This is a genomic window from Cellulomonas fimi (genome assembly GCF_028583725.1).
Lineage (GTDB): Bacteria > Actinomycetota > Actinomycetes > Actinomycetales > Cellulomonadaceae > Cellulomonas > Cellulomonas fimi_B.
Map to the genome: position 1 here is coordinate 3,495,359 of NZ_CP110680.1, position 23,897 is coordinate 3,519,255.

Genomic DNA, 23,897 nt, shown 5'->3' on the forward strand with positions numbered 1-23,897 from the left:
GGGCTGACAGGGTGGTCAGCGGGCCGGTGCGGCGAGTCCCTCAGAGGCCGTCGGAGTGCCCGAGCGGCTTGTCGGGCGCGACGACGTCGCGGATCCGGCGCTTGAGCACCGTGATCTCCGGGAAGCCGCCCTCGACCTTGCGGTCCCACACGACCTGCCCGTCGGCCTCGACCGTGAAGACGCCACCGTTGCCCGGGCGCAGCGCGACCTCGCCGATCTCGCGGTGGAACGTCGTGAGCAGCTCCTGGGTGTACCAGGCGGCGCGCAGGAGCCAGCGGCACTGGGTGCAGTAGGTGAGGACGACGCGGGGCAGCGTCGAGGCGAGCGCCTCGGGCACGACCGCGACCTCGGCGGGCTGCTCGGGGCTGGGGGCGTCGGCACGTCCCGCGGTGGCGGGCCGGTCGGCGGGGCTGTCGGTGGGCTGGTCGGCGGGTGCGCCGGAGGGCTGGTCGTCGGGCATCCGCACAGCGTTCCACCCCGCGACGGGTCGCGGGGACGACGTCCCGCCCCGCAGACTGCACGGGTGGACGCCGCCCCGATCGACGCCCCTGCCGCCCCGACGACCCCGGACGTCCCGCGCCTGACGTGGGCCCCGCGCGACGTGCTGCGCGTGCTCGCCGCCGCGCTGGTGTGCGGGTCGGCCGTGCTGCTGTTCGCGGTGCACGTGCGGCCCCTGGGGTACGTGCCGCTCGTCGCGGGCGTCCTCGTGGCGGTCGCGGTCGACCGCGCGCTGGGCCGCGACCTCGCCGTCGTCGGGCTGGGCATGGCGATCATCACGACGATCTCGCTGAAGGCCGACCTGTCCGACGCGGGCATCGCACGGTTCGCGGTCGTGCTGTCGGCGGCCGTGCTGGTGCCGTACGTCGTGCACCGGTACCTCCTGAAGCAGGACGTGATCCGCTTCCCCGTCCGCACGGGCCGGCGCTGGACCCGCACGCAGGTCGTCTACCTGCTGGTCGTCGTGGTGCTCGCGTACCTGATCCTGCCCTGGTACTTCCTCGGGTCGGGTGCGTACCTCAACTGGCCGGTCGTCGACACGGGGCAGGAGGTCGCGCGGCTGTTCGTCGGCGTGAACGCGGTCGGCATCTGGGACGAGCTGTTCTTCGTCTGCACGGTCCTCGCGCTGCTGCGCGTGCACTTCCCGTTCCCGGTGGCGAACGTGCTGCAGGCGGCGGTCTTCGTGTCGTTCCTGTGGGAGCTCGGCTACCGCGAGTGGGGGCCGCTCCTGACGATCCCGTTCGCGCTGGTGCAGGGCTGGATCTTCCGGAAGACGGCGTCGCTGACGTACGTGGTGTCCGTGCACCTGCTGTTCGACCTCGTCGTGTTCATGGTGCTCGTGCACGCGCACGAGCCGTCCCTGTTCGACGTCTTCGTGACGGCGCCCTCGTCCTGGTGACCGTAGGTTGGGGTGATCCCCCCAGCCGCACGACGAGAGGACCCCGCCCCGTGAGCCTGACGAACTGGGCCGGCAACTACACCTACCGCGCGCCGCGGGTGCTCGCGCCGACCACGGTCGAGGAGCTCCAGGAGGTGGTGGCCGGTGAGGACCGCGTGCGCGCCCTGGGCACGCGGCACTGCTTCAACGACCTCGCCGACGGCCCGGCGGCGCTCGTCTCGCTCGAGGGCCTGGAACCGGCGATCACGCTCGACGAGGACGCGCGCACGGTCACGGTGACGGGCGGGACCCGGTACGGGACGCTCGCGCGGTACCTGCACGACGCGGGCTGGGCGGTGCACAACCTCGCGTCGCTCCCGCACATCTCGGTGGCCGGGGCCGTCGCGACCGCGACGCACGGGTCGGGCGACCGGTCGCGCAACCTGTCGACGGCGGTCGCGGCGCTCGACCTCGTCGGGCCCGACGGCTCGCTGCGGCACGTCGCGCGCGGCGACGACGACTTCGCGGGTTCCGTCGTCGCGCTCGGTGCCCTCGGGGTGGCGGCACGCGTGACCCTCGACGTCGAGCCGACGTTCCTCGTCGCGCAGGAGGTGCACGTCGACCTGCCATGGGACGCGGTGCTGGCCGACCTGGACGCGATCACGTCGAGCGCCGACTCGGTGAGTCTCTTCACGGACTGGACGGGCGACGCGGTCCAGCAGGTGTGGCGCAAGACGCGCGTCGGCGCGGACGGCTACGAGCGCCGCGCGGAGCTGTTCGGCGCGACGCCCGCGGACGGCCCGCGCCACCCGCTGCCGGGCATCGACCCCGTGAACTGCACGCAGCAGCTCGGCGTGCCCGGCCCGTGGCACGAGCGCCTGCCGCACTTCCGCCTCGAGTTCACGCCGAGCAACGGCGACGAGCTGCAGTCCGAGTACCTCGTGCCGCGCACGCACGCGGTCGACGCGCTGCAGGCGGTCCGCGGCCTGGCGGACGTCGTGGCGCCGCTGCTGCAGGTCAGCGAGGTCCGCACGATCGCCGCCGACGACCTGTGGCTGTCGACGGCCTACGGCGACGACCGCGTCGGCCTGCACTTCACGTGGAAGCCGCTCCAGCCGCAGGTCGAGGCCGTCCTGCCGACGCTGGAGGCCGCGCTGCGGCCGTTCGACGCGCGCCCGCACTGGGGCAAGCTCTTCGCCGACCCGGGCCGGGACCTCGCGCGCCTGTACCCGCGGTGGGACGACTTCACGGCGCTCGTCGCACGGACCGACCCGGACGGGAAGTTCCGCAACGACTTCGTCGAGCGGCACGTGCTGCGCGGCTGACGGCACGACACGGCCCCCGTCGCTCGCGGGCGACGGGGGCCGGTGCGTGCTCGGCGGCGCGCGTCAGGGCTGCCGCGTGCGGGGACGCGTCAGCGGCTGGTGCCGACGATGTCGACGACGAAGACGAGCGTGTCGCCGCCCTTGATGCCGGCCTGCGGCACGCCGCGGTCGCCGTAGCCCAGGTGCGACGGGATCGAGAGCAGCACGCGCGAGCCGACCTGCTGGCCGACGAGACCCTCGTCCCAGCCCGCGATGACCTGGCCGACGCCGATGCCGAACGAGATCGTCGAGCGGCGGTCGTAGGAGTTGTCGAAGACGCCTCCCTGCCACGACTGGCCCAGGTAGTGCACCTCGATGTCGTCGCCGGCCTCGACCAGCTCGCCGTCGCCGCGCGACAGCACGACCACCTCGAGCTCGCCGGACGGCTGCGCGTCGGGGAACGTCAGCGTGGGCTTGTCGCCGAACGACCCCGAGACCTCGGGCAGCGCTGCGGACATGACGGAACTCCTTCGGTGGGTGACAGTGCCGGTCCATCGTGCCGCACCTCGCGGGGTCACGCCGTGCGCGAACACCCTTGCGGCGCGATGGCTAATGGCATTAGCTTTGCTCCCATGACGACGACCCAGCACCTCCAGCGCCCGTTCGGACGGCTCGCCTACACCGTCGACGGCCCCGCCGACGGGCCTCTCGTGGTGCTCGTGCCGGGCATGGGCGACCTCCGCTCGACCTGGGCCCCGGTCCTGCCGGAGCTCCACGCGCACGGCTACCGCACCGCGGCGCTCGACCTGCGCGGCCACGGCGAGACCGACCCCGTCGGCCCCGACGGCCACGGCGTCGAGGGGATCGCCGCCGACGCGCTCGCGCTCGCCCAGCACCTCGGCGCGACGCCTCAGCAGCCCGCGGTCCTGGTCGGCAGCTCGGTCGGCGCCGGTGGTGTCGCGCGCGCCGCCGCCGACCGCCCCGACCTCGTCGCGGGGGTCGCGCTGCTCGCCTACGCCGCCAACGACGGTGCCGCGTCGGGTGCCGTGCGCGCCCAGGTCCACGTCCTGCTCCGCCGCCCGTGGGGCCCTCGTGCCTGGGCGTGGTTCTACAGCACCCTCGTCAAGGCACCGGTCGACGTGCGGTCCCACCTCGGCGCCCTGCGGCGGGACCTCGCCCGGCCCGGTCACCTCGAGCAGCTCCGCACCCTCGCCCTGCGGCTGCTCTTGGGCCACGAGGACACGCGCCTCGCCGACGTCACCGTCCCCGTGCTCGCGATCACCGGGAGCGCGGACCCCGAGTCCCCCGACCCCGCCGCTACGCTGCGCGGCGTGGCCGAGACCGCACCCCACGTGACCCCCGTCCTGCTCGACGGCGTCGGGCACTACCCCCAGCGCGAGGCACCCGCAGCCGTCGCCGAGCACCTCGTCGCGCTCGTCGACCGCGTCACCGGGGCGGACCGGCGTGCCTAGGGCCGGCCTCGACCGGTCGGCCGTCGTCGGGCTCGCGCTCGCGGTCCTCGACGACTCCCCCGGCGGGCTCGGCGACCTCACGCTCGCGGCCGTCGCCGCGCGCGCCGGGGTCGCCGTGCCGAGCCTCTACAAGCACGTCGACGGCCTGCCCGGGCTGCGCCGGGACGTCGCGCGCGCGTGCGTCGAGGACTTCACCGAGGTCCTGGAGGAGGCGGCCCCGGCGGGCACCGAGCCCGAGCAGCGGCTGCGCGCCATGGCCGATGCCCTGCGCGGCTACGCCCGCACGCACCCCGGCCGCTACCGGGCCGTGCAGGTCGGGGGCTGGCCGCAGGACGACGACGCGACCGCCGTCAAGGTCGCGGCCGCCCGCACGGTCGCGCTCATGTCCGAGACCGTCGCCGGGCTCGGGGTCCGCGCCGAGCGGCACGTCGACGCCGTGCGGGCCGTCCGCGCGGCGCTGCACGGGTTCGTCGTGCTCGAGCTCGACGGCGGCTTCGGCATGCCCGACGACGTCGACGCGAGCTACCGCTTCCTCGTCGACGGCCTGGTCCGCGGCCTCCTCGCGACGGCGGACGCCCCGGTCGCCTGACGCGGCCCGACGGCCCGCCGGGCCGGTCCGGATCTCGTCAGGCGGCGCCGCCCGTGAGCACCTGCTCGCGCACGACCCGACGCAGGACCTTGCCGACCTGCGACCGCGGGAGCTCGGTGAGCACGACGAGACGGCGCGGCAGCGCGTACCGGGCGAGCCGCTGCTCGCACCACTCCCGGACGGCGGCCAGGTCGACGCCCGACGCACCGTCGGCGAGCACCACGGCCGCGACGACGGACTCGCCGAGGTCGCCGCCCGGCACCCCGACGACGGCCACGTCGGCGATCCCCGGCATGCCGCGCAGGTGGTCCTCGACCTGCGACGGGTACACCTTGAACCCGCCGGTGACGATCATCTCCTTCATGCGGTCGACCAGGACGACGCTGCCGTCGACGACCTGCACGACGTCGCCCGTGCGCAGCCACCCGCCGGGCAGGAGCTGGTGGGCGGTCTCCTCGGGGCGCTGCCAGTAGCCCTGGAACACCTGCGGCCCGCGGATGAGGAGCTCGCCGCCGGTCGCGGGGTCGACGTCGCGCGTCGGGTCCTCCTGGTCGACGACGCGCACCTCGGTGCTCGGGAACGGCAGGCCGAGCGTGCCGGGCCGGCGCTCGGCCGTGAGCGGGTTGCCGAGCGCGACGGGCGACGTCTCCGTCATGCCGTAGCCCTCGACGACGAGCCCCCCGGTCGCCGCCTCCCAGCGGCGCGCGGTCTCGGCCGGCAGCGCCATCGCGCCCGAGATCGCGTGCGTGAACGAGGACAGGTCAGCCCCGGCCTCGTCCGCGGCCGTGACGAGCCGGTCGAGCATGGGCGGGACCGCGGGCAGGAACGTGCCGGGGCGGCGGCGCTGCGCCGCGACGACCATCGCCGGGTCGAACGACGGGAACACGACGAGCGTCGCGCCGACGCGCACCGCGTACGACAGGCACAGCGTCAGGCCGAACGCGTGGAAGAACGGCAGCACGCCGTACACGACCTCGGTGCCCGGTTCGACGCCGGTCCACGCGTGGCCCTGGACGGCGTTGGCGACGAGGTTGCGGTGGCTGAGGACCGCGGCCTTGGGCGTGCCGGTCGTGCCGCCGGTGTACTGCAGGAGCGCGACGTCGTCGGGCTCGGGCTGCGGGACGGCGGGGTCGAGCGGCCGCGCGTCGGCGACGAGGCGGTGCCACGACGGGACGTCGGGCGGGACCGGACCCTGCATCGCGGCGCGCGTGCGGCGGGCCTTCGCGACGGGGAGCCTCAGGGCCAGGCGGGAGCGCCACGGCAGGTCGGCCGCGAGGTCGACGGCCACGACGGTGCGGAGGTCGGTCCGGTCGCGCGTGGCGAGCACGGCGGGGAGCGTCTTCTGCCAGACGAGCGCGACGACCGCGCCGGAGTCGGCGAGCTGGTGCGCGAGCTCGTCGGCGGTGTAGGTCGGGTTGTGCTCGACGACGACCGCGCCGACGCGCAGGACGGCCTGGAACGCCACGACGTGCGCGGGGCAGTTCGGCATCGCGAGCGCGACGCGGTCCCCGGGGCGGACGCCGAGGTCGAGCAGCACCTGCGCGGCACGGGCGACGTCGTCGGCGAGCGCGCGGTAGGTCGTCGTCGCTCCGAGGAAGTCGAGCGCGACGCGGTCCGGCCAGGTGGCCGCCGCGCGGTCGAGGGCGGCGGTGAGCGGCTCGGCGGGGACGTCGACGTGCCGCGGGACCCCGGGCGGGAGGTCGAACGTGAGGGGGCGCGCGCTGTCCATGCTTCAGCGTAACCTACGCCACCGTAAGTTACTACTCCGTAACTTCGGCTCGCGGTCGGCGGTCCCGTCCGCGATCGCTCCGCTCAGCGCACCGCGGCGCCCGGTGCCACCTCGGCCTCCGCAGCCGCGAGCACCGACGGCAGCCAGCGCAGCTGACGTTCGAGCTGGTGCGCCTGGCCGCCCTCGTGCTGGTTGAACGTGTAGACCTCGATGTCGGTGCGCGGCCGCCCGCCGGTCAGGCCCGCGTAGTGGTTGTAGGCCGCGAACACCGTCGACGGCGGGCACGTCATGTCGCGCAGCGCGACCGAGAACAGCGCGGGCGCGGTCGCGCGCCGGGCCAGGTGCACACCGTCGAAGTAGGCCATCGTGCGGAACACGCGCTCCTCGGCGCCGCGGTGCACCGCGAGGTACTGGACGAGCTCGCCGTACGGGAACGCGTCGGTGATGTCGACCGCCCGGCGGTAGTGGCACAGGAACGGCACGTCGGGCATCGCCGCCGCGAGCCCGTCGGACAGACCGGCCGCCGCGAGCGCGACGCCGCCGCCCTGGCTGATCCCCGCGACGGTCACGCGCCGCGGGTCGACGCCCGGCAGCGCGCGCACCGCGTCGACCGCGCGCACCGCGTCCGTCATGAGCCGGCGGTAGTAGTGCTGCTCCGGGTCGTGGATGCCGCGCGTCATGACGCCCGGCGACGCCGGTCCCGAGCCCGCCGGGTCGGGCGTGTGGCCGCCGTTGCCCCAGGTCGAGCCCTGCCCGCGCGTGTCCATGACGACGTGCACGAAGCCCGCCGTCGCCCACGCGAGCCGCTCGTGCGCGAACCCGCGGCCACCGCCGTAGCCGATGTACTCGACGACCGCCGGCAGCAGCTCGCCCGACTCGGCGCTCCCCGCCGGGCGGGTCACCCACGCGCGCACCGGCTGGCCGTCGAAGCCCGCGAACGTCAGGTCGTCGACGTCGACCAGGCGCAGGCCCGCGTCGGTCCGCGTCACGTCGACCAGCACCTCGTGACGGCGGGCCTCGGCGAGCGTGGTCGCCCAGAAGTCGTCGAGGTCGGCGGGCTCGTCGAGCTCGGGCCGGTACCGCTCGAGCTCGGGCAGGGGCAGGTCGAACAGGGCCATCGTGCTCCTTCGGCGATGACGTGCGGACGCGCAGCGCGCCGCGGACGGCGCACGTCGGGACGCTACCCCGCCGCCACCACCCCCAGGAAACCGCCTCCCACCCCCGCCGCGCCCGACGACCCGGCGACTGTGACCGGAACACCCGCCGAACCGGTCACCAGACCCGGGTCGACGGCGCGCGGCGCGTGGAGGACGGCGGGACGGGCCCGGGCGGTCCGGGTCAGCGGGCCAGGAAGCCGAGGAGGTCGTGGCGGGTGAGGACGCCGACGGGCTCGCCGTCGTCGACCACCATGAGCGCGTCGGCCTTCTGCAGCGCCTCGCGTGCGTCCTGCACGGACTCCCCCGACCCGATGAGCGGGAACGCCGCGGACATGTGCCGGTCGACGCGGTCGGACAGCGCGGCAGCCCCGGAGAAGACGGCGTCGAGCAGGTCGCGCTCGCTCACGGACCCGGCGACCTCGCCGACCTTGACGGGCGGCTCGGCCCCGACGACCGGCATCTGCGAGACGCCGTACTCGTGCAGGATCTCGATCGCGTCGCGCACGGTCTCGGTGGGGTGCGTGTGCACGAGCGACGGGAGCGACCCGGTCTTGGTCCGCAGGACGTCGGCGACGGTCGCGCCCTGGTCGTCGGCGAGGAACCCGTACGACCGCATCCACGAGTCGTTGAAGATCTTCGACAGGTAGCCGCGCCCGCTGTCGGGGAGGATCACGACGAACACCGCCCGCGCGGCGGCCTCGGGGTCGCGCTCCTGCAGCTCGCGGGCGTAGCGCAGCGTCGCCTCGACGGCCATGCCGCACGAGCCGCCGACGAGCAGCCCCTCCTCGCGCGCGAGCCGGCGGGTCATGGCGAACGAGTCCGCGTCGGAGACGGCGACGATCGCGTCGGGCACCGACGGGTCGTACGCGGCGGGCCAGAAGTCCTCGCCGACCCCCTCGACGAGGTACGGGCGCCCGTCGCCGCCGGAGTAGACCGAGCCCGCCGGGTCGGCGCCGACGACGACCACGCGGCCGCCGTCCGCCTCGGGCCGGTCCGCCGACACGTCGTGCAGATACCGGCCCGTGCCGGTGATCGTGCCGCCCGTGCCGACGCCCGCGACGAGGTGCGTGATCCGCCCGTCGGTGTCGGCCCAGATCTCCGGGCCCGTCGACTCGTAGTGGCTCGCGGGGCCGTTCGGGTTGGCGTACTGGTTCGGCTTCCAGGCGCCCTCGATCTCGCGCGTGAGCCGGTCGGACACCGAGTAGTAGGAGTCGGGGTGGTCCGGGGGCACGGCGGTCGGCGTGACGACGACGTCGGCGCCGTACGCGCGCAGCACGTCACGCTTGTCCTGGCTCACCTTGTCGGGGCACACGAACACGCAGCGGTAGCCCTTGCGCTGCGCGACGAGCGCGAGCCCCACGCCGGTGTTGCCGGAGGTCGGCTCGACGATCGTGCCGCCCGGGCGGAGCGCACCGCTCGCCTCGGCGGCCTCGACCATCTTGAGCGCGATCCGGTCCTTCACGGACCCGCCGGGGTTCATGTACTCGACCTTGGCCAGGATCGTGGCGCTCAGGCCCGCGGTGACCGACGACAGCCGGACGAGCGGCGTGCCGCCGACCAGCTCGGAGATGTGCTCGGCGTACTTCACCGACACGACGTTACCGGCCGGTAGCGCAGGAGACGCGCTACCGGCCGGTGAGGTCGTGCGAGGGGTCGTCGCGGGCGACGCCCCGCGGTCAGTCGCCGCGCAGGATCGCGAGCAGGCGGAGCAGCTCGAGGTAGAGCCACACCAGCGTGACGACCAGGCCGAACGCGGCCGACCACGCGAGCTTGCGGGGCACGCCCGCGTCGACGCCGCGCTTGATCGCGTCGAAGTCGACGATGAGGCTCGCCGCGGCAAGACCCACGGCGAGCAGGCCGACGGCCACGCCGATCCAGCCGCTGCGCAGCGGGCCGAACTCGCCACCGCCCACGTTGAAGAGCATGAGCACGACGTTGACGAGCGAGAAGACCAGGTACCCGACGAGCGCGAGGATCAGCCAGCGCGTGAACTTGGGCGTGACGCGGACGCGGCCCGAGCGGAACAGGAACAGCGACGCGGCGAACACCGCGAACGTCGCGAGGACGGCCTGGACGACGAGGCCCGGCCAGCGCTGCTCGAAGTAGAGGCTGATGCCACCGAGGAACACGCCCTGCGCGACGGCGTACAGCGAGATGAGGACCGGGCTGGGCTCGCGCTTGAACGCGTTGACGAGGCCGAGCACGAGGCCCACGACCGCGCCGACGACCCACAGGCCCGGCACGAGCGTCCACGTGATCGCGGCGCTCACGACGAGCATCGCGAACAGGCCCGCCGTCTTGATGATGACGTCGTCGTACGTGAGGCGCCCGGTGTCCCGCGCGGTGGCCGACGGGGCCGCGTACATCTGGTCGAGCGTCGCCGCGTCGACCGTCTGCGTGGCCATGGCACCGGCGCCGGCGCCGGCCTGTGCCCGGCCGCGGTTGCGCCGGTCGTTCGGGTCCCCGAAGACGGGACTGTTGCTGAAGACGGGGTTGCTCATGGCGTCCTCCGGGACGGCTTGGGCAGGCGTTCGGTCACTGGTGGGGCACGCCGGGTTCGGGCGTTCATCGTACGGAACGTCGGTCGTCCCCAGATCGTTCCAAGGGAGGAGCACGCCCGCCACCCTGATCCGTCGTCAGGGTGACCCTGACCTGGATCTCAGGTCTTCCGACGGATGACCCGCACGTTCGCGCGGGCCTAGGGTCGAGCACGGCCACACGCTCCCCGACTTTGAGGAAAGACGATGATCGAGGCACAGGGCCTGACCAAGAGATACGGCAGCAAGACCGCGGTGAACGACATCTCGTTCACGGTCCAGCCCGGCAAGGTGACGGGCTTCCTGGGTCCGAACGGCGCCGGCAAGTCCACGACGATGCGCATGATCGTCGGGCTCGACCGCCCGACGCACGGCACGGTGACCGTCAACGGCCGCCCGTACGCGCAGCACCGGTCGCCGCTCACCGAGGTGGGCGCGCTCCTCGAGGCGAAGGCCGTCCACACGGGCCGCTCCGCGCGCAACCACCTGCGGGCGCTCGCCGCGACGCACGGCATCCCCGAGAAGCGCGTGACCGAGGTCATCGGCATGACCGGTCTCGACGGCGTCGCCAAGCGACGGGTCGGCGGCTTCTCGCTCGGCATGGGCCAGCGCCTCGGCATCGCGGCCGCCCTGCTCGGCGACCCGCGCACGCTCATCCTCGACGAGCCCGTCAACGGACTCGACCCCGAGGGCGTGCTGTGGGTCCGCAACCTCGTCAAGTATCTCGCCTCCGAGGGGCGGACGGTCTTCCTGTCGTCGCACCTCATGAGCGAGATGGCGCTCACCGCCGACCACCTCGTCGTCATCGGCAAGGGCCGGATCATCGCCGACGGGCCCGTGTCCGACGTCGTCGCCCGCGCGACGCGCTCGACGGTCCGGGTCCGCTCGCCGCAGGCGACGCAGCTCGCGCAGCTGCTGGCCGGCCCGGAGGTCACCGTGAACCCCGTCGAGCCCGGTGTGCTCGAGGTGCTCGGTGCGACGTCGGAGGGCGTCGGCGAGGCCGCGGCCGCCGCGCGCATCGTCCTGCACGAGCTCACGCCCGTCACCGGGTCGCTCGAGGACGCGTACATGAGCCTCACGCAGGACGCCGTCGAGTACCACTCCGCCACCGTGCCCGGCACGGCCCCGACCGCCCAGGAGCAGTCCGCATGAGCACCGCGACCCTGTCCCCCACCGCCCCGGCCAAGGCGCCGTCGGCGAGCCCCTACCGGGTGACGTTCGGGCACCTGCTGCGCGCCGAGTGGATCAAGCTCTGGACGGTCCGCTCGACCATCTGGACGCTCGCGATGACCGTCGTCGTGATGGTCGGCCTCGTGGCCGCCGTCGCGGGCGTCATGTCGAGCCAGATCGACGACGCCCCGTCGGGCGCGGAGGCCATCGACCTCGGCCTGACGCCGTTCCTGCCCGCCGTGCAGATGGCGTCGATCGCCGTCGTCGTGCTCGGCGTGCTCGCGATCTCGGGCGAGTACACGACCGGCATGATCCGGTCGAGCGTCGCCGCGGCCCCGCGCCGCACGCCCGTCCTGTGGTCGAAGCTCGCGGTCCTGACGGCCACGATCCTCGTGGTCGCGACGGTCGCCGTGGCCCTCGGCTGGGTCGTCGCGTCGCTGTTCCTCTCGCGCGTCGACCTCGCCCCCGAGCTGTCGGAGCCGCAGGTCCTGCGGGTCCTCGGCGGGTGCGCGCTCTACCTCGCGACGATCGCCGCGTTCGCGTTCGCGATCGGTGCGCTGCTGCGCCACTCGGCCGCGGCGCTCGCCACGATCCTCGCGCTGCTGCTCGTCATCGAGAACGTCGTCGCGGCCATCCCGTGGGAGCCGCTGCAGTACGTGAGCCCGTTCCTGCCGGCGACGGCGGGGTCGAAGATCACGCAGACCGACATGACGGTCGACATGATGAACTCGATGTCCGAGCACGGCGCGAACCTCACCGCGTGGCAGGGCTACGGCGTCCTCGTGGCGTGGGTGGTCGTGCTGCTGGCCGTCGCCGCGGTCCTGATGAAGCGCCGCGACGTCTGACGTCCTGACGGTCGGTCCCGTCGTCACCTCCTCCGGGCGCGGCGACGGGACCGACCGCCGCACGGGCGCGACACCGCCCGTCGAGCCGCCGCTCGACGCGCCGGTGCCGCGCCCGTCGCGTTCCGGCCCCCTGCCCCGCCCCTGCTGATCGGAGGACCGAGCCGTGACCGAGCTGCTCGCGCCGACCCCGGCGGACGGCCCCGTCCCCGCAGCGGTCGTGCTGGCCGTAGTGGTGCTCGCGCTGATGGTCGCGGTGACCGCGCTCGCCGCGCGCGCACGCCGCCCCACGCTGGCCGCGGGAATGACGGGCGACGTCGCGCTGGGCACCGCCGTGCGCGCCGCCCTCCCCGGCGTGCGGGCCCACCGCCTCGCCGTCGCCGTCGTGGACGACGGGCGCGTCACGTTCGCCGGCTTCGGCGCGGACGAGCGGACGGTCTTCGAGATCGGGTCGGTGACCAAGGCGCTGACCGGGCTCCTGCTCGCCGACGCGGTCGACCGGGGCGAGGTGACGCTCGACGACCGGCTCGGCGACCACCTCGACCTCGGCGACACCGCCGTGGCGGGCGTGCTGCTGGGCGACGCGGCCGCGCACGCGGGACGGCTGCCCCGGCTGCCCGTCGACCCGCGCCTGCTGGTGCGCGGCACCTGGGCGTCGGTGACGGGCCGCAACCCGTACGCGGGCCTCGACGTCGCCGCCCTGCTGGCGGCGGCCGCCCGCACGCCGCTCGCCACCACGACGACCCCGCAGTACTCGAACCTCGGCGCGGCGCTCGTGGGCCAGGCGCTCGCGGCGCGCGCGGGGACGACCTACGCCGGGCTGCTGGCGGACCGCCTCACGGGTCCGCTCGGCATGACGGCGACGACGACGCCCGCCGTCCGGCCCGCCGACGACCCGATGGAGACCGGGTCGAGCAGGCGCGGTCGCGCGCAGGAGCCGTGGACGATGGACGGCTTCGCGCCCGCGGGAGGCGTACGGTCGACGACCGCGGACCTCGCGGTGCTGCTGGCGGCGCTGCTCGACGGCACGGCCCCGGGCGGGTGGGCGCTGGACGCGCGCGCCGACCTGGACGCCATTGAGCGGGTCGGCCTGTTCTGGCTGACCCGCTCGACGGACGGCGGCGCGATGACCTGGCACAACGGCATGACGGGCGGGTTCGCGTCGTTCGTGGGCCTCGACCCCGCGGCGGGACGCGGTGTCGTCGTGCTGTCGGACGTCGCGTCGAGCGTCGACGTGCTGGGCACGCGGCTGCTCGCGGCGGAGCGCGTCTGAGGCCCGGCCTCCGGGTGGCCGGCCCGCCGGCGACCCGCGCCATGCAGGTCCTCGGGTCGACGTCGTCGGCAGGATGGCCTGGACCAGACACTCATCCGGAAGGAGCGGTCATGGACGACGCCGTCGCCGACGTCGAGGAGCAGGTCGCGCTCCTGCTGCGCCTCGCCGACCGCAACCGTCGCCGCAGCAGCCGGCTCGAGGGCACGCTCGACCGGTCGGCGTACATCGCGCTGCGGCACCTGACCGTCGCCGGGCCGTCCGGGATCAACGACCTCGCGGACCGGCTGCGGCTCGACGCGTCCACCGTGACCCGGCAGGTCGTCGCCATGGAGGCCGACGGCTACGTCACGCGCGGCCGCGACAGCACCGACGGCCGCCGGGCCGTCGTGACCGCGACCCCCGCCGGCGAGCGCGCGCTCGCGCACACGCGGGCCGTCCGCGCCGAGGTCTACGACGAGATCCTGCGCCGCTGGTCCCCCGCGGACCGCCGGGTGCTCGCCGACGCCCTCGCCCGGCTCAACGCGGACCTCGACGCCGACCTCGACCGCGCGGCGGAGGACCGCTGACCGGCCGCGCGCGGCCGCACCCACGGCGCCGGTCGGAGCGGCCCGGCAGCCCTCAGCAGCGGCGGCTACGGTGACCCGGTGACCGACGCTCCCGCCCGTCCCCGGCCCGCCCCGATCGTCGCCGAGGTGCTGCGCACCGAACGCCTCTCGCCGTCGTTCGTGCGGGTCGTCGTCGGCGGGTCCGGGCTCGACGCGTTCGAGCCGTCGCCCCACGCCGACTCCTACGTCAAGCTCGTCTTCCTCCCGCCCGCCGCCGACGGGCACCGGCCCCGGCGCGACGACGGGCGCCTCGACCTCGACGCCGTGCGGGCCGCCCTCGACCCCGCGGACGCCCCGCGCCTGCGCTCGTACACCGTGCGGGCGTTCGACCCCGCGACGCGCGAGCTCACGCTCGACTTCGTGGTGCACGGCGACGAGGGCGTCGCGGGACCGTGGGCCGCGTCCGCCGAGCCCGGCGACGAGGTGCTGGTCGTGGGTCCCGGCGGTGGCTGGTCGCCCGACCCGACGGCCGCGTCGCACCTGCTCGTCGGCGACGCGAGCGCGCTGCCCGCGATCGCCGTCGCGCTCGAGCGGCTGCCCTCCGGCGCCGTCGGGCACGTCGTCGTCGAGGTCCACGACCCGCACGACGAGCTGCCCCTCGCGGCACCCGCCGGCGTGCGCGTGCAGTGGGTGCACAGCGGGCTCGGCGTCCCCGGCGTCGCGCTCGTCGAGGCCGTGCTCGCGCTGCCGCCGCTCCCCACGCCCGTGAGCGCGTTCCTGCACGGCGAGGCGGGCGCCGTCCGTGAGCTGCGCCGCCACCTGCGCACCGACCGCGGCGTGACCCGCGAGCAGCTCTCCGTGTCGGGCTACTGGCGCCTCGGGACCGACGACGAGGGCTGGCGCGCGGGCAAGCGCGCGTGGCTCGCCGACATCGAGGAGTCGGAGGCCGTCGCCGGGCTCGCCTGAGCGGCGTCGCCGCACCCGGCGCGGGACGGCCCGACGCCGGGACGTCGCCCGTGGCGGAGGCGGCACGGCCGGGGATGCGGCGCGGTCCGGGATGTCGCCGGGCCCGGGACCCCGGTGGCTCGTAGGGTCGGGCCGATGGCCACCACCCGCAGCACCCGCCGCGTCCGCGCGGACCGACGGCGGCGCCGACGCCTCGCGCAGGTCGACCACGACCTCAGCGCGGCCGACTGGGCCGCCCTGCGCGACGCGTGGGCCGGCTGCGCGTACTGCGGCGTCGCGACGGTCGACCTGCAGCGCGACTGCGTGCTGCCGATCTCGCGCGGCGGTCGCTACACGCTCCTCAACGTCGTCCCCGCGTGCCGGGCGTGCAACGCGAGCAAGTGCAACGCCGAGGTCACCACGTGGATGCGCCGGAAGCGTCTCGACGAGCGCGCGTTCCTCGTCCGCCAGGCGCAGGTCGTCGCGCTGCTCACCGCGGCCCCCGTCGAGCCGTGACCGGCCGGGAGCACGACGTCGTCCTGCTCGGCGCGACCGGGTTCGTCGGCAGGCTCGTCGCCCGGCACCTCGCGCTGCACGCGCCGGCGGGGACGCGCGTCGCGCTCGCCGGGCGGTCCGCCGACCGGCTCGCGGAGGTCCGGGACGCGCTCCCGTCGCGGGCGCACACGTGGCCGCTCGTCCTCGCGGACTCCCACGACGACGCGACGCTCGCGGACCTCGCCGCGTCGGCGCGCGTCGTCGTCAGCACGGTCGGCCCCTACGCGCGGCACGGCCTGCCCCTCGTCGCGGCGTGCGCACGGGCGGGGACGCACTACGCCGACCTCACGGGCGAGACGCCGTTCGTCCGCGAGGCCGCCGACCGCCACGACGCCGTCGCGCGCTCCACCGGCGCCCGGCTCGTGCACGCCTGCGGGTACGACTCCGTCCCGTCGGACCTCGGCGTGCTCGTGCTGCACCGCAGCGCGTCGTCCGACGGCGCCGGGCCGCTGCGAGACGTGCGGCTGCTCGCGCGGGCGCGCGGCGGGGTCAGCGGCGGCACGGTCGAGTCCGCGCTGGGGATCGTCGAGCATGCCGCCCGCTCGGCCGCGGTGCGCCGACTGCTGGCCGACCCGTACGCACTGAGCCCGGACCGCGCCGCCGAGCCGTCGACGCCGCAGCCCCCCGACGTGCAGCCCGTGCGCGTGCTGCCCGGCGGGCGGTGGGCGGCCCCGTTCCCCATGGCGTCGTTCAACTCACGCGTCGTGCGGCGCAGCAACGCGCTGCAGGGCTGGGCCTACGGCCGCGAGCTGCGCTACGCCGAGGCGATGGGCGTGGGCCGTGGGCTGCGGGGCGCGGTGGCCGTCGTCGGGATCACCGCCGGGCTCGGCGTCGGTGTGGCCGCCCTCGCGCTCCCCCCGACGCGTGCACTGGTCCGCCGTGCGCTCCCGGCCGGCTCGGGCCCGAGCGAGGCGACCCGCGAGAGCGGCTGGTTCCGCATGGACCTCGTCGGCGTCACCGCGGACGGCCGGCACTACCGCGCCGAGGTCGCCGGTCCCGGTGACCCGGGCTACGCGGCGACCGGCGTCATGCTCGGCGAGGCCGCGCTCGCGCTCGCGCTCGACGAGGACCGGCTCCCCGACCGCGCGGGTTCGCTCACCCCGGCGGCGGGTCTCGGCGACGTCCTGGTCGACCGGCTCCGCGCGGCCGGTCACACCTACGCGGCTGCCGCCCGCTGAGGGGTGTGTGCCGACGTCGTCAGCGCACGGTCGAGACGAGGTGACGCCCCCACTCCCACGCGCGCTCGACCTCGCCCTCCGACGGGCCGCCGGACGTGCCGACGACGCGGAACGTCTCCGGCGGCACCACCAGCCGACCGCGCAGGGCGAGCAGGCGCTCGGCGATCACCGCCGACGCGGACCCGCCGTCGACCGTGCCCCACGCGGTGTCGAACGCCGCGACCGGGAGCGTCCCGACCGTGCGCGCCGCCGCGGCCGCGAGCCAGCGGTCGAGCCCCGTCAGTCCGGAGACGACCTCGCCGTGCGCCCGGGCGGTCGCGCGTGTCGTCTCCGTGCTCAGCCCCCGCCGGTGCGTCGGGCCGCCGACGACGAGCAGCAGGACGTCGTCCGGCCACCACGGCGCGCGCTCGCCGTCGCCGACCACACGGCCCACCTCGACGACGTCGGTGGGCAGGCCGCACGACGCGATCCCTGCCCCGACGGACTCCGCGACGGCCTGGGTGCCGCCGAACATCGACTCGAACACCACGATCGCTGTCATGACCCCACGGTCCTCGCCGTCCGCGGTGACCGCCGCGGCCGTTGGTCCCGGGTCGGACGCGCGTCTGACCAGGCGCGACGCGCCGGCCGGCACCCCCGCAAGCGGGCGACGTCTACCAGCACCACCCGACCGTCAGCGGCTCCTCGCGCAGGCGGCGCTCCGCCGCCCGTCCCGCCGGGCTGAGGAAACGCATCATCCGCAGGTCCGGGCTCGGTCCGTCCGCGCCGTCCTCGACCGTCCCGCCCGGGCACGTCGACCAGCCGGACCGGGCGTAGAACGACTCGAGCGACGGAGCGCAGAACAGCCCGGCGACGTCGAACCCGCCCCCGTCGACCAGCGCGCCGGCCGCGCGCAGCACGGCGGACCCACACCCCTCCCCGCGGTACGGCGGAGACGTGACGACGCTGGCGACGCCCGCCACGCGCAGTCCGGTCCGGTGCACCTCGTCCGGCACCCGCAGCACGACCGCGTGGGACAGCAGCACCTCGCCGTGCCGCAGCACGACGTACCGGGGTGCGACGTCGTCCTCGAACGGGCGCGTGATCCAGCGCAGGCCGCCGTCGAAGAGCCCGGGCCACTCGCTGCGCATGAGCGTCACGGCCTGCCACGTCACCGACTCGGGCACGTCGTCGTCCGTGAAGACCTCGACCGTCGTCCCCGCCACGCTGCCCATGCGCGGACGGTAGGGGCGGGGGTGCGGAAATGGGAAGTCGTCGACCGACCGAGCACGACCCTCCGGCCGGTCGGGGACGGCCGCGCGGTGCCCCCGCCGGGGCTCGAACCCGGACTGGGCCGGGTTTAAGCCGGCTGCCTCTGCCGATTGGGCTACGGGGGCATCGTCCACCACCCGCCGCGAGCGGCACGGCGGTCGGCGCGCACGCTCATCCTGCCAGCGGTCCGACCGGGCGTGTCGGTGGTCGCGTCTAGGGTCCGGCGCGTGCACATCGAGGAGCGCGGGGCCGGGATGCCCGTCGTGATGATCCACGGGTTCGGCGTGGATCACCGGATCATGCTGCCGCTCGACCCGGTGCTCGCCGGGCACGGGCCGTGGCGACGGCTCTACGTCTCGCTGCCGTGGACGGACCGCACGCCGCTGGGCGCGATCCGGAGCAGCGAGGACGTGGCGGCGGCGCTGCGCGACGCGGTGCGCGCACGGCTGGGCGACGAGCCGTTCGCCGTCGTCGGCAGCTCCTACGGCGGCATGCTCGCCCGCCGGCTCGCGCACGACCTGCGCGACCAGGTGCTCGGCCTCGCGACCGTGGCGGGGCTCTGGGCCGGCGAGGTCGACGCGCGCGTGCTGCCGCAGCGCACCGTGCTCCGCGAGGACCCGGCTGCGCTCCGCGACGTCGACCCGGTGGTCGCCGCCGGCTACCGCGCGATGGCCGTCGTCGAGTCGCGGGCGGGCCTGGACGCGTACCGCCGCTTCGTGCAGCCGGGCGAGGACGCGGCGGACCAGGGAGCGCTCGACACGCTGCGCGCCCGGTACCCGTTCGACGTCGAGCCCGAGGACGCGTCGCCCGAGCCGTTCACCGCGCCGACGCTCGTGCTGTGCGGGCGTCAGGACCACGTGGTCGGGTACGCGGACGCGTGGCGGCGGCTCGACCACTACCCGCGCGCGTCGTACGTGGTGCTCGACGCGGCCGGGCACAACGTGCACCTGGACCAGCCGCGCGCGACCGCCGCCGCGCTGGCGGCGTGGCTCGACGAGGTCGCCGAGGTCTCGCGCTCGCGTCCGGCGGTGGTCCCGGCCGGGGCCTGATCCCGCGGTCGTCGCTGCCGACCGCCCGTCCCGTCCCGGCGCGAGCGTCAGGGAGGGGCCCGCGCAGACGCGACGAGGCCCGGCTCCCGTCGCGGGGAACCGGGCCTCGTCGGACGCGGTCAGGTCGTCAGCTGGCGCTCTTCGCGGCCTGGCCGCTGCCCGTCGACTGCTGCTTCTCGGCGGGCGAGCCGGCCTCGGCCTTCTGCGGCGGCAGCGCGGCGGTGTCGACCGCGCGCGGCTTCGGCGGGACGGCCGCGGCGCGGAACTCGGCGCGCGGGTCGTGCACCGAGCCGAGCGCCACGACCTCGCGGCGCAGCAGGATCGAGCCGGTCCAGCCGGCCATGATGCGCAGCTTCCGGTTGATCGTCGGCATCGCGTACACGTGGTACGTGCGGTGCAGGAACCAGGCCAGCACGCCGCGGACCTTGATCTTGCCGAACATCTGCGCGACGCCCTTGTACATCCCGAGGGACGCGACGGCGCCGATGTTCTTGTGCTTGTACTCGGTCAGCTCGGCCGAGCGGAGCACGCGCGCCAGGTTGTCGCCGAGGTGCTTGCCCTCGCGGACGGCGTGCTGGGCGTTCGGCGGGCAGAAGGCGCCCGGGTTGTAGAGGTCCGGCACGGCGGCGCAGTCGCCCGCGGCGTACGCGTCGGGGACGACGGTGCCGTCGGCGTCGACGACCTGCAGGAACGCGTCGGTGGTGACGCGGCCCATCTTGTCGAGGGGCAGGTCGGACTGCTGCAGGACGGGGTTGGCCTTGACGCCCGCGGTCCAGATGATCGTCTCGGCGTCGAACTCCTGGCCGTTCGACAGCACGACGTGCCCGTCGACGCACGAGTTGAGGAACGTCGAGAGGAAGATCTCGATGTCGCGCTTGCGCAGCTGCTCGAGCGTGTAGCCGCCGAGCTCCTCGCTGACCTCGGGGAGGATGCGCGGCGAGCCCTCGACCAGCACGAACCGCAGCTCGTCCTGCTCGATCTGGTTGTAGTGGCGCACCGAGTAGCGCGCCATGTCCTCGACCTCGGCGAGCGCCTCGATGCCGGCGAACCCGCCGCCGACGAAGACGAACGTGAGCATCCGCTTGCGGAGCTCGGGGTCCCAGGTGCTGGAGGCGACGTCGATGCGGTTCAGCACGTGGTTGCGGACCGCGATGGCCTCCTCCACGTTCTTGAAGCCGATGCCCTGCTCCGCGAGGCCCGGGATGGGCAGCGTGCGGGCGACCGAGCCGAGGCCGACGACCAGGTGGTCGTAGGTGATCCAGTACGCGTCGCCCTCCTCGGGCGTGATCTCCACGGTCCGCTCGGCGTGGTGGATCTGCGTGACCTTGCCCTGCAGCACGTCGACGCCCTTGAGGGCGCGGCGGTGCGGGGCGACGACGTTGCGCGCGTCGATCGAGCCGGCCGCGGCCTCGGGCAGGAACGGCGCGTACGTCATGTACGGACGGGGGTCCACGACGACGATCGCGGCCTCACGCTTGCCGAGGCGCTTGCGCAGACGGCGGGCGGTCGTGAGGCCGACCGAGCCGCCGCCGAGGATCACGACGCGCGGGACCTTGCGGGGCTTGCCACGGGGGACGACCGCACCGGCCGCGGGTGCGGCGTCGACCGGGGTCTGGGCAGAAGTCGGCATATCTCCACGGTATCCGCCGCCGTCGAACCACGCCGTCCGGTGGACGGTGACGCTGCGCACACGGGCTGGGAAAGGGCTGTGAGCCTGGTCTCAGCCCTCGCCGTCGAGCCGTGGTCCCCGGTGCGTCCGCCCCGGTCAGGCGGGTGGGACGGCCCGCTGCGCGACGACGTCGGCGTACCAGCGTGCGCTGTTCTTCGGGGTGCGCTCCTGCGTCTCGAAGTCGACGTGCACGAGCCCCCAGCGCTGGTCCAGCCCCTCGGCCCACTCGAAGTTGTCGAGCAACGACCACGCGTAGTACGCCCGCACGTCGACGCCGGCGTCGACCGCTCTCGCCACCTGCTGCAGGTGCGCGCGGAGGAACTCGACGCGCTCGGCGTCGTCGGTCGTCCCCTCGGACGTGCGGTCCGGGATGCCGTTCTCCGTGATCACGAGCGGAGGGACGCCCGGGTAGTCGTCGCGGACGCGGACGAGCGTCTCGTACATCCCCTCGGGGTGGAGCTGCTGCCAGGGCGCGTCCGACGTGGGGTACAGCTGGACGTTCTGACCGCTGACGTCGACGCCCGTGACGCCGTAGTACTGGATCGCGAGCACGTCGAGGGGCGCGCTCACGGTCGCGAGGTCGCCGTCCTGGACGAGCGCGTCGAGCACCCCGGGGTCGGCGCGAATCTGACCGGGCTCGTCACCGATCGCGTCGTCGGGGTACGTGCCCCGCAGGACGGGGTCGAGGAACAGCCGGTTCTCGACGGCGTCGGCACGCACGGCCGCGTCCTGCGCCCCGGGACCGGCGGCGTACACGGGCTGGAGGTTGAGCGCGATCCCGACCCGGCCCGACGCGCCCGACGCCCGGAACGCCTCGACCGCGAGGCCGTGGCCGAGGAGCTGGTGGTGGACGGCCGCGATCATCTGGTCGACGTCGCTGACGCCGGGCGCGTGGTAGCCGCTGCCGTACCCGACGTAGGCGGTGGTCTTCGGCTCGTTGATCGTGAGCCACGGTCCCGGGACGTCCCGCAGCGCGTCGAAGACGACCGCCGCGTAGTCCGCGAACCGTGCGGCGGTGTCGCGCGCCGCCCACCCGCCGCGGTCCTGCAGCGGCTGCGGGAGGTCCCAGTGGTAGAGCGTCACGGCGGGCTCGACGCCGCGCTCCAGCAGCCGGTCGACGAGCCGTCGGTAGAAGTCGACGCCCGCCCGGTTCACCGGTCCGGAGCCCGTCGGCTGGATGCGGGGCCACGCGACCGAGAACCGGTAGCCGTCGAGGCCCAGCCCCGTCATGAGGTCGACGTCCTGCTCCCAGCGGCGGTAGTGGTCCGCGGCGGGGTCGCCCGTCGCACCGCCGCGCACGTTGCCCGGTTGCGCGGCGAACGTGTCCCAGATCGACGCGCCCCGGCCGTCGGCGGTCGTCGACCCCTCGACCTGGAACGCGGAGGTCGCCGCTCCGAGCACGAACCCGTCGGGCAGGCGCATCGGCTCGGCGGGCGGCGTCCACGACGGGGTGCCGCTCGCACCGGGAGACGGCGAGGCGTCGCCGCCCGGCGTGCACGCGGCGAGCGCGCCGATCGCGAGCGCTCCCCCGCCGAGCCGCAGCACGTCGCGGCGCGAGACGGGCCGGGAGGCCGCCCACGTCGTCCGTCGGACGGTGCTGTCGGGCACGTCTCGCATGCTCCCACCTGCGGCGACGCGCCGTCCAGGTCGCCGCGGACCCGCTCGGCGGTCAGGGTCCTGACGTCTCACCGACGACGGGGCCGGCCGGTCCGGCACCTGCCGTCCCCGCCTCGGCGCCCGCGGCTCCGACGCCGTCCTCGCCGTCCGCCACGACGCTCCCGCCGGACGGCGTCGCGCCCGTCGCGGGGACGTCGACCGCCGGGGCCTTCGCGAAGGGCAGCGGCGGGAGCGTCGCGCGGGAACCCGCGACGAGGACGGTGCGCCCGTCCTCCTCGTCGTAGGTGAACTGCGACATCGGGCCGCCGCGCAGCGGGTAGACGTTCCACTGCGTGCGCCCGTCGGCGGCGGTGGCCCCGACGAACTGCCACGGCTCGACCACGCCCGGGAGCCGCCAGTACCCGGTGCCGTCGTCGAACGTCGTCCGGACGGGCCGGCCGCGGTCGTCGAAGATCTGCACGTCGCTCAGCGGGTTGCCCTCGGCGTCGTACACGAACAGGTTGCTCACCTGCATCCCGTCGACGACGACGCCGTCGACGGCCGTCTCGCGGTACTCCACGACGGTGCCGGCGTCGGACGTCGGGTACCACCGGGCGGTCCGGACGTCGTCCTGCAGCGTCGAGAGGACCGGGAGGACGGCGACGACCGCGACCGCGTTCGCGACGACCGGCAGCCATCGCGCCCGGCGGGACGTCGTCCAGGCGCCCCGGCCCCACTGCACGCTCGCGACGACGGCCGTGGCGAGCAGCAGCCACGCCCACGCGGTGCGCGGGACCCACTGGTAGCCGCCGACGAGCGCGACGAGCAGGACGTAGACCACCCAGGCGCGCGCGACCCACCACACGGGCCGCAGCGAGACGGCGAAGGACTCCACGGGTGCCCACCAGGCGTGCTGCCGCAGCGTCGCGAGGGTGCGGCGGCCGAGCTCACGCGTCCGGCGGACCGGCCACGCGAGGGCGTCCCGGACGGGGCGCCGGGCACGCGGCGCCGCGGGGGCGTCGAGGCCCGCGGCGGTGCGCAGGTCGGTCGCGTACCGCTCGGGTGCGCCGAGCAGCTCGGCGAGCGTGCGGCCGTGGCCGACGCGCCGCTCGTCGTCGAGGGCGTCCTGGAGGTCGAGCTCGAGGTCCTCGGTGAGGTCCTCGACCTGCTCGGCGGTGAGGTCCGCGAGGTGCTCGCGCACGGTCGTGGCGTACTGCGCGACGTCCGAGGTGACGGCCTGCGTGCTCATCGCGTTCCCTTCCGGCCCCGCGCTCCGCCCGGGACGTCCGTGTCGAGCAGCCGGGACATGGTGCCCGCGAACTCCTGCCAGTCCTTGCGCTGGGCCTCGAGCATCGCCCGGCCCTGGGCGTTGATGCCGTAGTACTTGCGGTGCGGCCCCTCGTCGCTCGGCACGACGTACGAGGTCAGCGCACCCGACGAGTACAGCCGGCGCAGCGTCCCGTACACGGACGCGTCGCCGACCTCCTCGATGCCCGCGGCGCGCAGCCGGCGCACCACGTCGTACCCGTACCCGTCCTCGTCGGCCACGACCGCGAGCACGGCGAGGTCGAGCACCCCCTTGAGCAGCTGGGTCGTGTCCATCGGCCCGCCTCCGTCCGCCTGGTTGCGGCGCCCGTCCTGCGGGGCCGTCGAGTGCTGGT

The 23,897-nt window shown here is 75.1% G+C and carries 24 protein-coding genes and 1 tRNA gene; 12 read left to right on the forward strand and 13 right to left on the reverse strand.

Features of this window, described 5'->3' with window-relative positions; translation table 11 throughout:
• Positions 1-40: 40 nt before the first annotated feature.
• Positions 41-460 carry a SelT/SelW/SelH family protein gene (locus OOT42_RS15725; protein ID WP_273652102.1) on the reverse strand — a complete coding sequence of 140 codons (420 nt, stop codon included), beginning with the start codon at positions 458-460 and terminating at the stop codon, positions 41-43.
• Between the two features lie 63 nt (positions 461-523).
• Here OOT42_RS15725 and OOT42_RS15730 point away from each other — a divergent pair, with 63 nt between their 5' ends.
• Complete coding sequence (locus tag OOT42_RS15730) at positions 524-1,396, forward strand: type II CAAX prenyl endopeptidase Rce1 family protein (protein ID WP_423775916.1); 873 nt, start codon at positions 524-526, stop codon at positions 1,394-1,396.
• Positions 1,397-1,446: 50 nt separating this feature from the next.
• Positions 1,447-2,700 carry a D-arabinono-1,4-lactone oxidase gene (locus OOT42_RS15735; protein ID WP_273652103.1) on the forward strand — a complete coding sequence of 418 codons (1,254 nt, stop codon included), beginning with the start codon at positions 1,447-1,449 and terminating at the stop codon, positions 2,698-2,700.
• Positions 2,701-2,789: 89 nt separating this feature from the next.
• Here the strand turns inward: OOT42_RS15735 and OOT42_RS15740 are convergent, their stop codons facing one another.
• Positions 2,790-3,197 carry an FKBP-type peptidyl-prolyl cis-trans isomerase gene (locus tag OOT42_RS15740; RefSeq protein WP_124341877.1) on the reverse strand — a complete coding sequence of 136 codons (408 nt, stop codon included), beginning with the start codon at positions 3,195-3,197 and terminating at the stop codon, positions 2,790-2,792.
• A 114-nt stretch (positions 3,198-3,311) separates the two neighbouring features.
• On the opposite strand from OOT42_RS15740, the gene OOT42_RS15745 reads away from it, so the two are divergent.
• Positions 3,312-4,151 (forward strand): alpha/beta fold hydrolase, encoded by an 840-nt coding sequence (locus OOT42_RS15745; RefSeq protein ID WP_273652104.1) that lies wholly within the window; start codon positions 3,312-3,314, stop codon positions 4,149-4,151.
• On the forward strand, positions 4,144-4,740 hold the full coding sequence (locus OOT42_RS15750; protein WP_273652105.1) for a TetR/AcrR family transcriptional regulator: 597 nt from the start codon (positions 4,144-4,146) through the stop codon (positions 4,738-4,740). Before OOT42_RS15745 ends, OOT42_RS15750 begins: the two co-directional genes overlap by 8 nt.
• Before the next feature lie 37 nt (positions 4,741-4,777).
• Here OOT42_RS15750 and OOT42_RS15755 read toward each other — a convergent pair whose 3' ends face one another.
• From OOT42_RS15755 to OOT42_RS15770, 4 genes are all read right to left on the reverse strand, one after another.
• Complete coding sequence (locus tag OOT42_RS15755; RefSeq protein ID WP_273652106.1) at positions 4,778-6,469, reverse strand: AMP-binding protein; 1,692 nt, start codon at positions 6,467-6,469, stop codon at positions 4,778-4,780.
• Between the two features lie 83 nt (positions 6,470-6,552).
• Positions 6,553-7,587 carry an acetylxylan esterase gene (locus tag OOT42_RS15760; protein ID WP_273652107.1) on the reverse strand — a complete coding sequence of 345 codons (1,035 nt, stop codon included), beginning with the start codon at positions 7,585-7,587 and terminating at the stop codon, positions 6,553-6,555.
• A gap of 220 nt (positions 7,588-7,807) precedes the next feature.
• Positions 7,808-9,214 (reverse strand): cystathionine beta-synthase, encoded by a 1,407-nt coding sequence (locus OOT42_RS15765; RefSeq protein ID WP_273652108.1) that lies wholly within the window; start codon positions 9,212-9,214, stop codon positions 7,808-7,810.
• Between the two features lie 88 nt (positions 9,215-9,302).
• Positions 9,303-10,127 (reverse strand): Bax inhibitor-1/YccA family protein, encoded by an 825-nt coding sequence (locus tag OOT42_RS15770; protein WP_273652109.1) that lies wholly within the window; start codon positions 10,125-10,127, stop codon positions 9,303-9,305.
• 243 nt (positions 10,128-10,370) lie between these two features.
• Between OOT42_RS15770 and OOT42_RS15775 the strand changes: the two genes are divergently transcribed.
• The 7 genes from OOT42_RS15775 (at position 10,371) to OOT42_RS15805 (ending at position 16,671) form a co-directional block, all read left to right on the forward strand.
• Positions 10,371-11,315, forward strand: a complete 945-nt coding sequence (locus OOT42_RS15775; protein WP_273652110.1) for an ABC transporter ATP-binding protein — start codon at positions 10,371-10,373, stop codon at positions 11,313-11,315.
• Positions 11,312-12,178: an ABC transporter permease subunit gene (locus tag OOT42_RS15780; RefSeq protein ID WP_273652111.1), complete on the forward strand. Its 867-nt coding sequence runs from the start codon at positions 11,312-11,314 to the stop codon at positions 12,176-12,178. Before OOT42_RS15775 ends, OOT42_RS15780 begins: the two co-directional genes overlap by 4 nt.
• Before the next feature lie 163 nt (positions 12,179-12,341).
• On the forward strand, positions 12,342-13,448 hold the full coding sequence (locus tag OOT42_RS15785) for a serine hydrolase domain-containing protein (RefSeq protein WP_273652112.1): 1,107 nt from the start codon (positions 12,342-12,344) through the stop codon (positions 13,446-13,448).
• A 110-nt stretch (positions 13,449-13,558) separates the two neighbouring features.
• Positions 13,559-14,014: a MarR family winged helix-turn-helix transcriptional regulator gene (locus OOT42_RS15790; protein ID WP_273652113.1), complete on the forward strand. Its 456-nt coding sequence runs from the start codon at positions 13,559-13,561 to the stop codon at positions 14,012-14,014.
• Positions 14,015-14,092: 78 nt separating this feature from the next.
• Positions 14,093-14,959 carry a siderophore-interacting protein gene (locus OOT42_RS15795; protein WP_273652114.1) on the forward strand — a complete coding sequence of 289 codons (867 nt, stop codon included), beginning with the start codon at positions 14,093-14,095 and terminating at the stop codon, positions 14,957-14,959.
• A gap of 135 nt (positions 14,960-15,094) precedes the next feature.
• Positions 15,095-15,454 (forward strand): HNH endonuclease, encoded by a 360-nt coding sequence (locus tag OOT42_RS15800; protein WP_273652115.1) that lies wholly within the window; start codon positions 15,095-15,097, stop codon positions 15,452-15,454.
• Positions 15,451-16,671 (forward strand): saccharopine dehydrogenase family protein, encoded by a 1,221-nt coding sequence (locus OOT42_RS15805; protein ID WP_273652116.1) that lies wholly within the window; start codon positions 15,451-15,453, stop codon positions 16,669-16,671. The genes OOT42_RS15800 and OOT42_RS15805 overlap by 4 nt, the downstream gene beginning before the upstream one ends.
• A gap of 19 nt (positions 16,672-16,690) precedes the next feature.
• Here the strand turns inward: OOT42_RS15805 and OOT42_RS15810 are convergent, their stop codons facing one another.
• The 3 genes from OOT42_RS15810 to OOT42_RS15820 form a co-directional block, all read right to left on the reverse strand.
• Complete coding sequence (locus tag OOT42_RS15810; RefSeq protein WP_273652117.1) at positions 16,691-17,212, reverse strand: flavodoxin family protein; 522 nt, start codon at positions 17,210-17,212, stop codon at positions 16,691-16,693.
• Positions 17,213-17,324: 112 nt separating this feature from the next.
• Positions 17,325-17,885 (reverse strand): GNAT family N-acetyltransferase, encoded by a 561-nt coding sequence (locus tag OOT42_RS15815; RefSeq protein ID WP_273652118.1) that lies wholly within the window; start codon positions 17,883-17,885, stop codon positions 17,325-17,327.
• Positions 17,886-17,973: 88 nt separating this feature from the next.
• A tRNA-Leu gene (locus OOT42_RS15820) sits at positions 17,974-18,047 on the reverse strand.
• A gap of 102 nt (positions 18,048-18,149) precedes the next feature.
• On the opposite strand from OOT42_RS15820, the gene OOT42_RS15825 reads away from it, so the two are divergent.
• Positions 18,150-18,971, forward strand: a complete 822-nt coding sequence (locus OOT42_RS15825) for an alpha/beta fold hydrolase (protein ID WP_273652119.1) — start codon at positions 18,150-18,152, stop codon at positions 18,969-18,971.
• A 127-nt stretch (positions 18,972-19,098) separates the two neighbouring features.
• Here OOT42_RS15825 and OOT42_RS15830 read toward each other — a convergent pair whose 3' ends face one another.
• The 4 genes from OOT42_RS15830 to OOT42_RS15845 form a co-directional block, all read right to left on the reverse strand.
• Positions 19,099-20,601, reverse strand: coding sequence for an NAD(P)/FAD-dependent oxidoreductase (locus tag OOT42_RS15830; protein ID WP_273652120.1), 1,503 nt, complete (start codon positions 20,599-20,601; stop codon positions 19,099-19,101).
• Between the two features lie 135 nt (positions 20,602-20,736).
• Positions 20,737-22,248, reverse strand: a complete 1,512-nt coding sequence (locus tag OOT42_RS15835) for a GH1 family beta-glucosidase (RefSeq protein ID WP_273652121.1) — start codon at positions 22,246-22,248, stop codon at positions 20,737-20,739.
• Between the two features lie 61 nt (positions 22,249-22,309).
• The gene (locus tag OOT42_RS15840) at positions 22,310-23,485 is read right to left on the reverse strand and encodes a hypothetical protein (RefSeq protein ID WP_273652122.1); all 1,176 of its coding nucleotides are present in this window, start codon (positions 23,483-23,485) and stop codon (positions 22,310-22,312) included.
• Positions 23,482-23,838 (reverse strand): PadR family transcriptional regulator, encoded by a 357-nt coding sequence (locus OOT42_RS15845; protein ID WP_273652123.1) that lies wholly within the window; start codon positions 23,836-23,838, stop codon positions 23,482-23,484. Before OOT42_RS15845 ends, OOT42_RS15840 begins: the two co-directional genes overlap by 4 nt.
• Positions 23,839-23,897 lie beyond the last annotated feature (59 nt).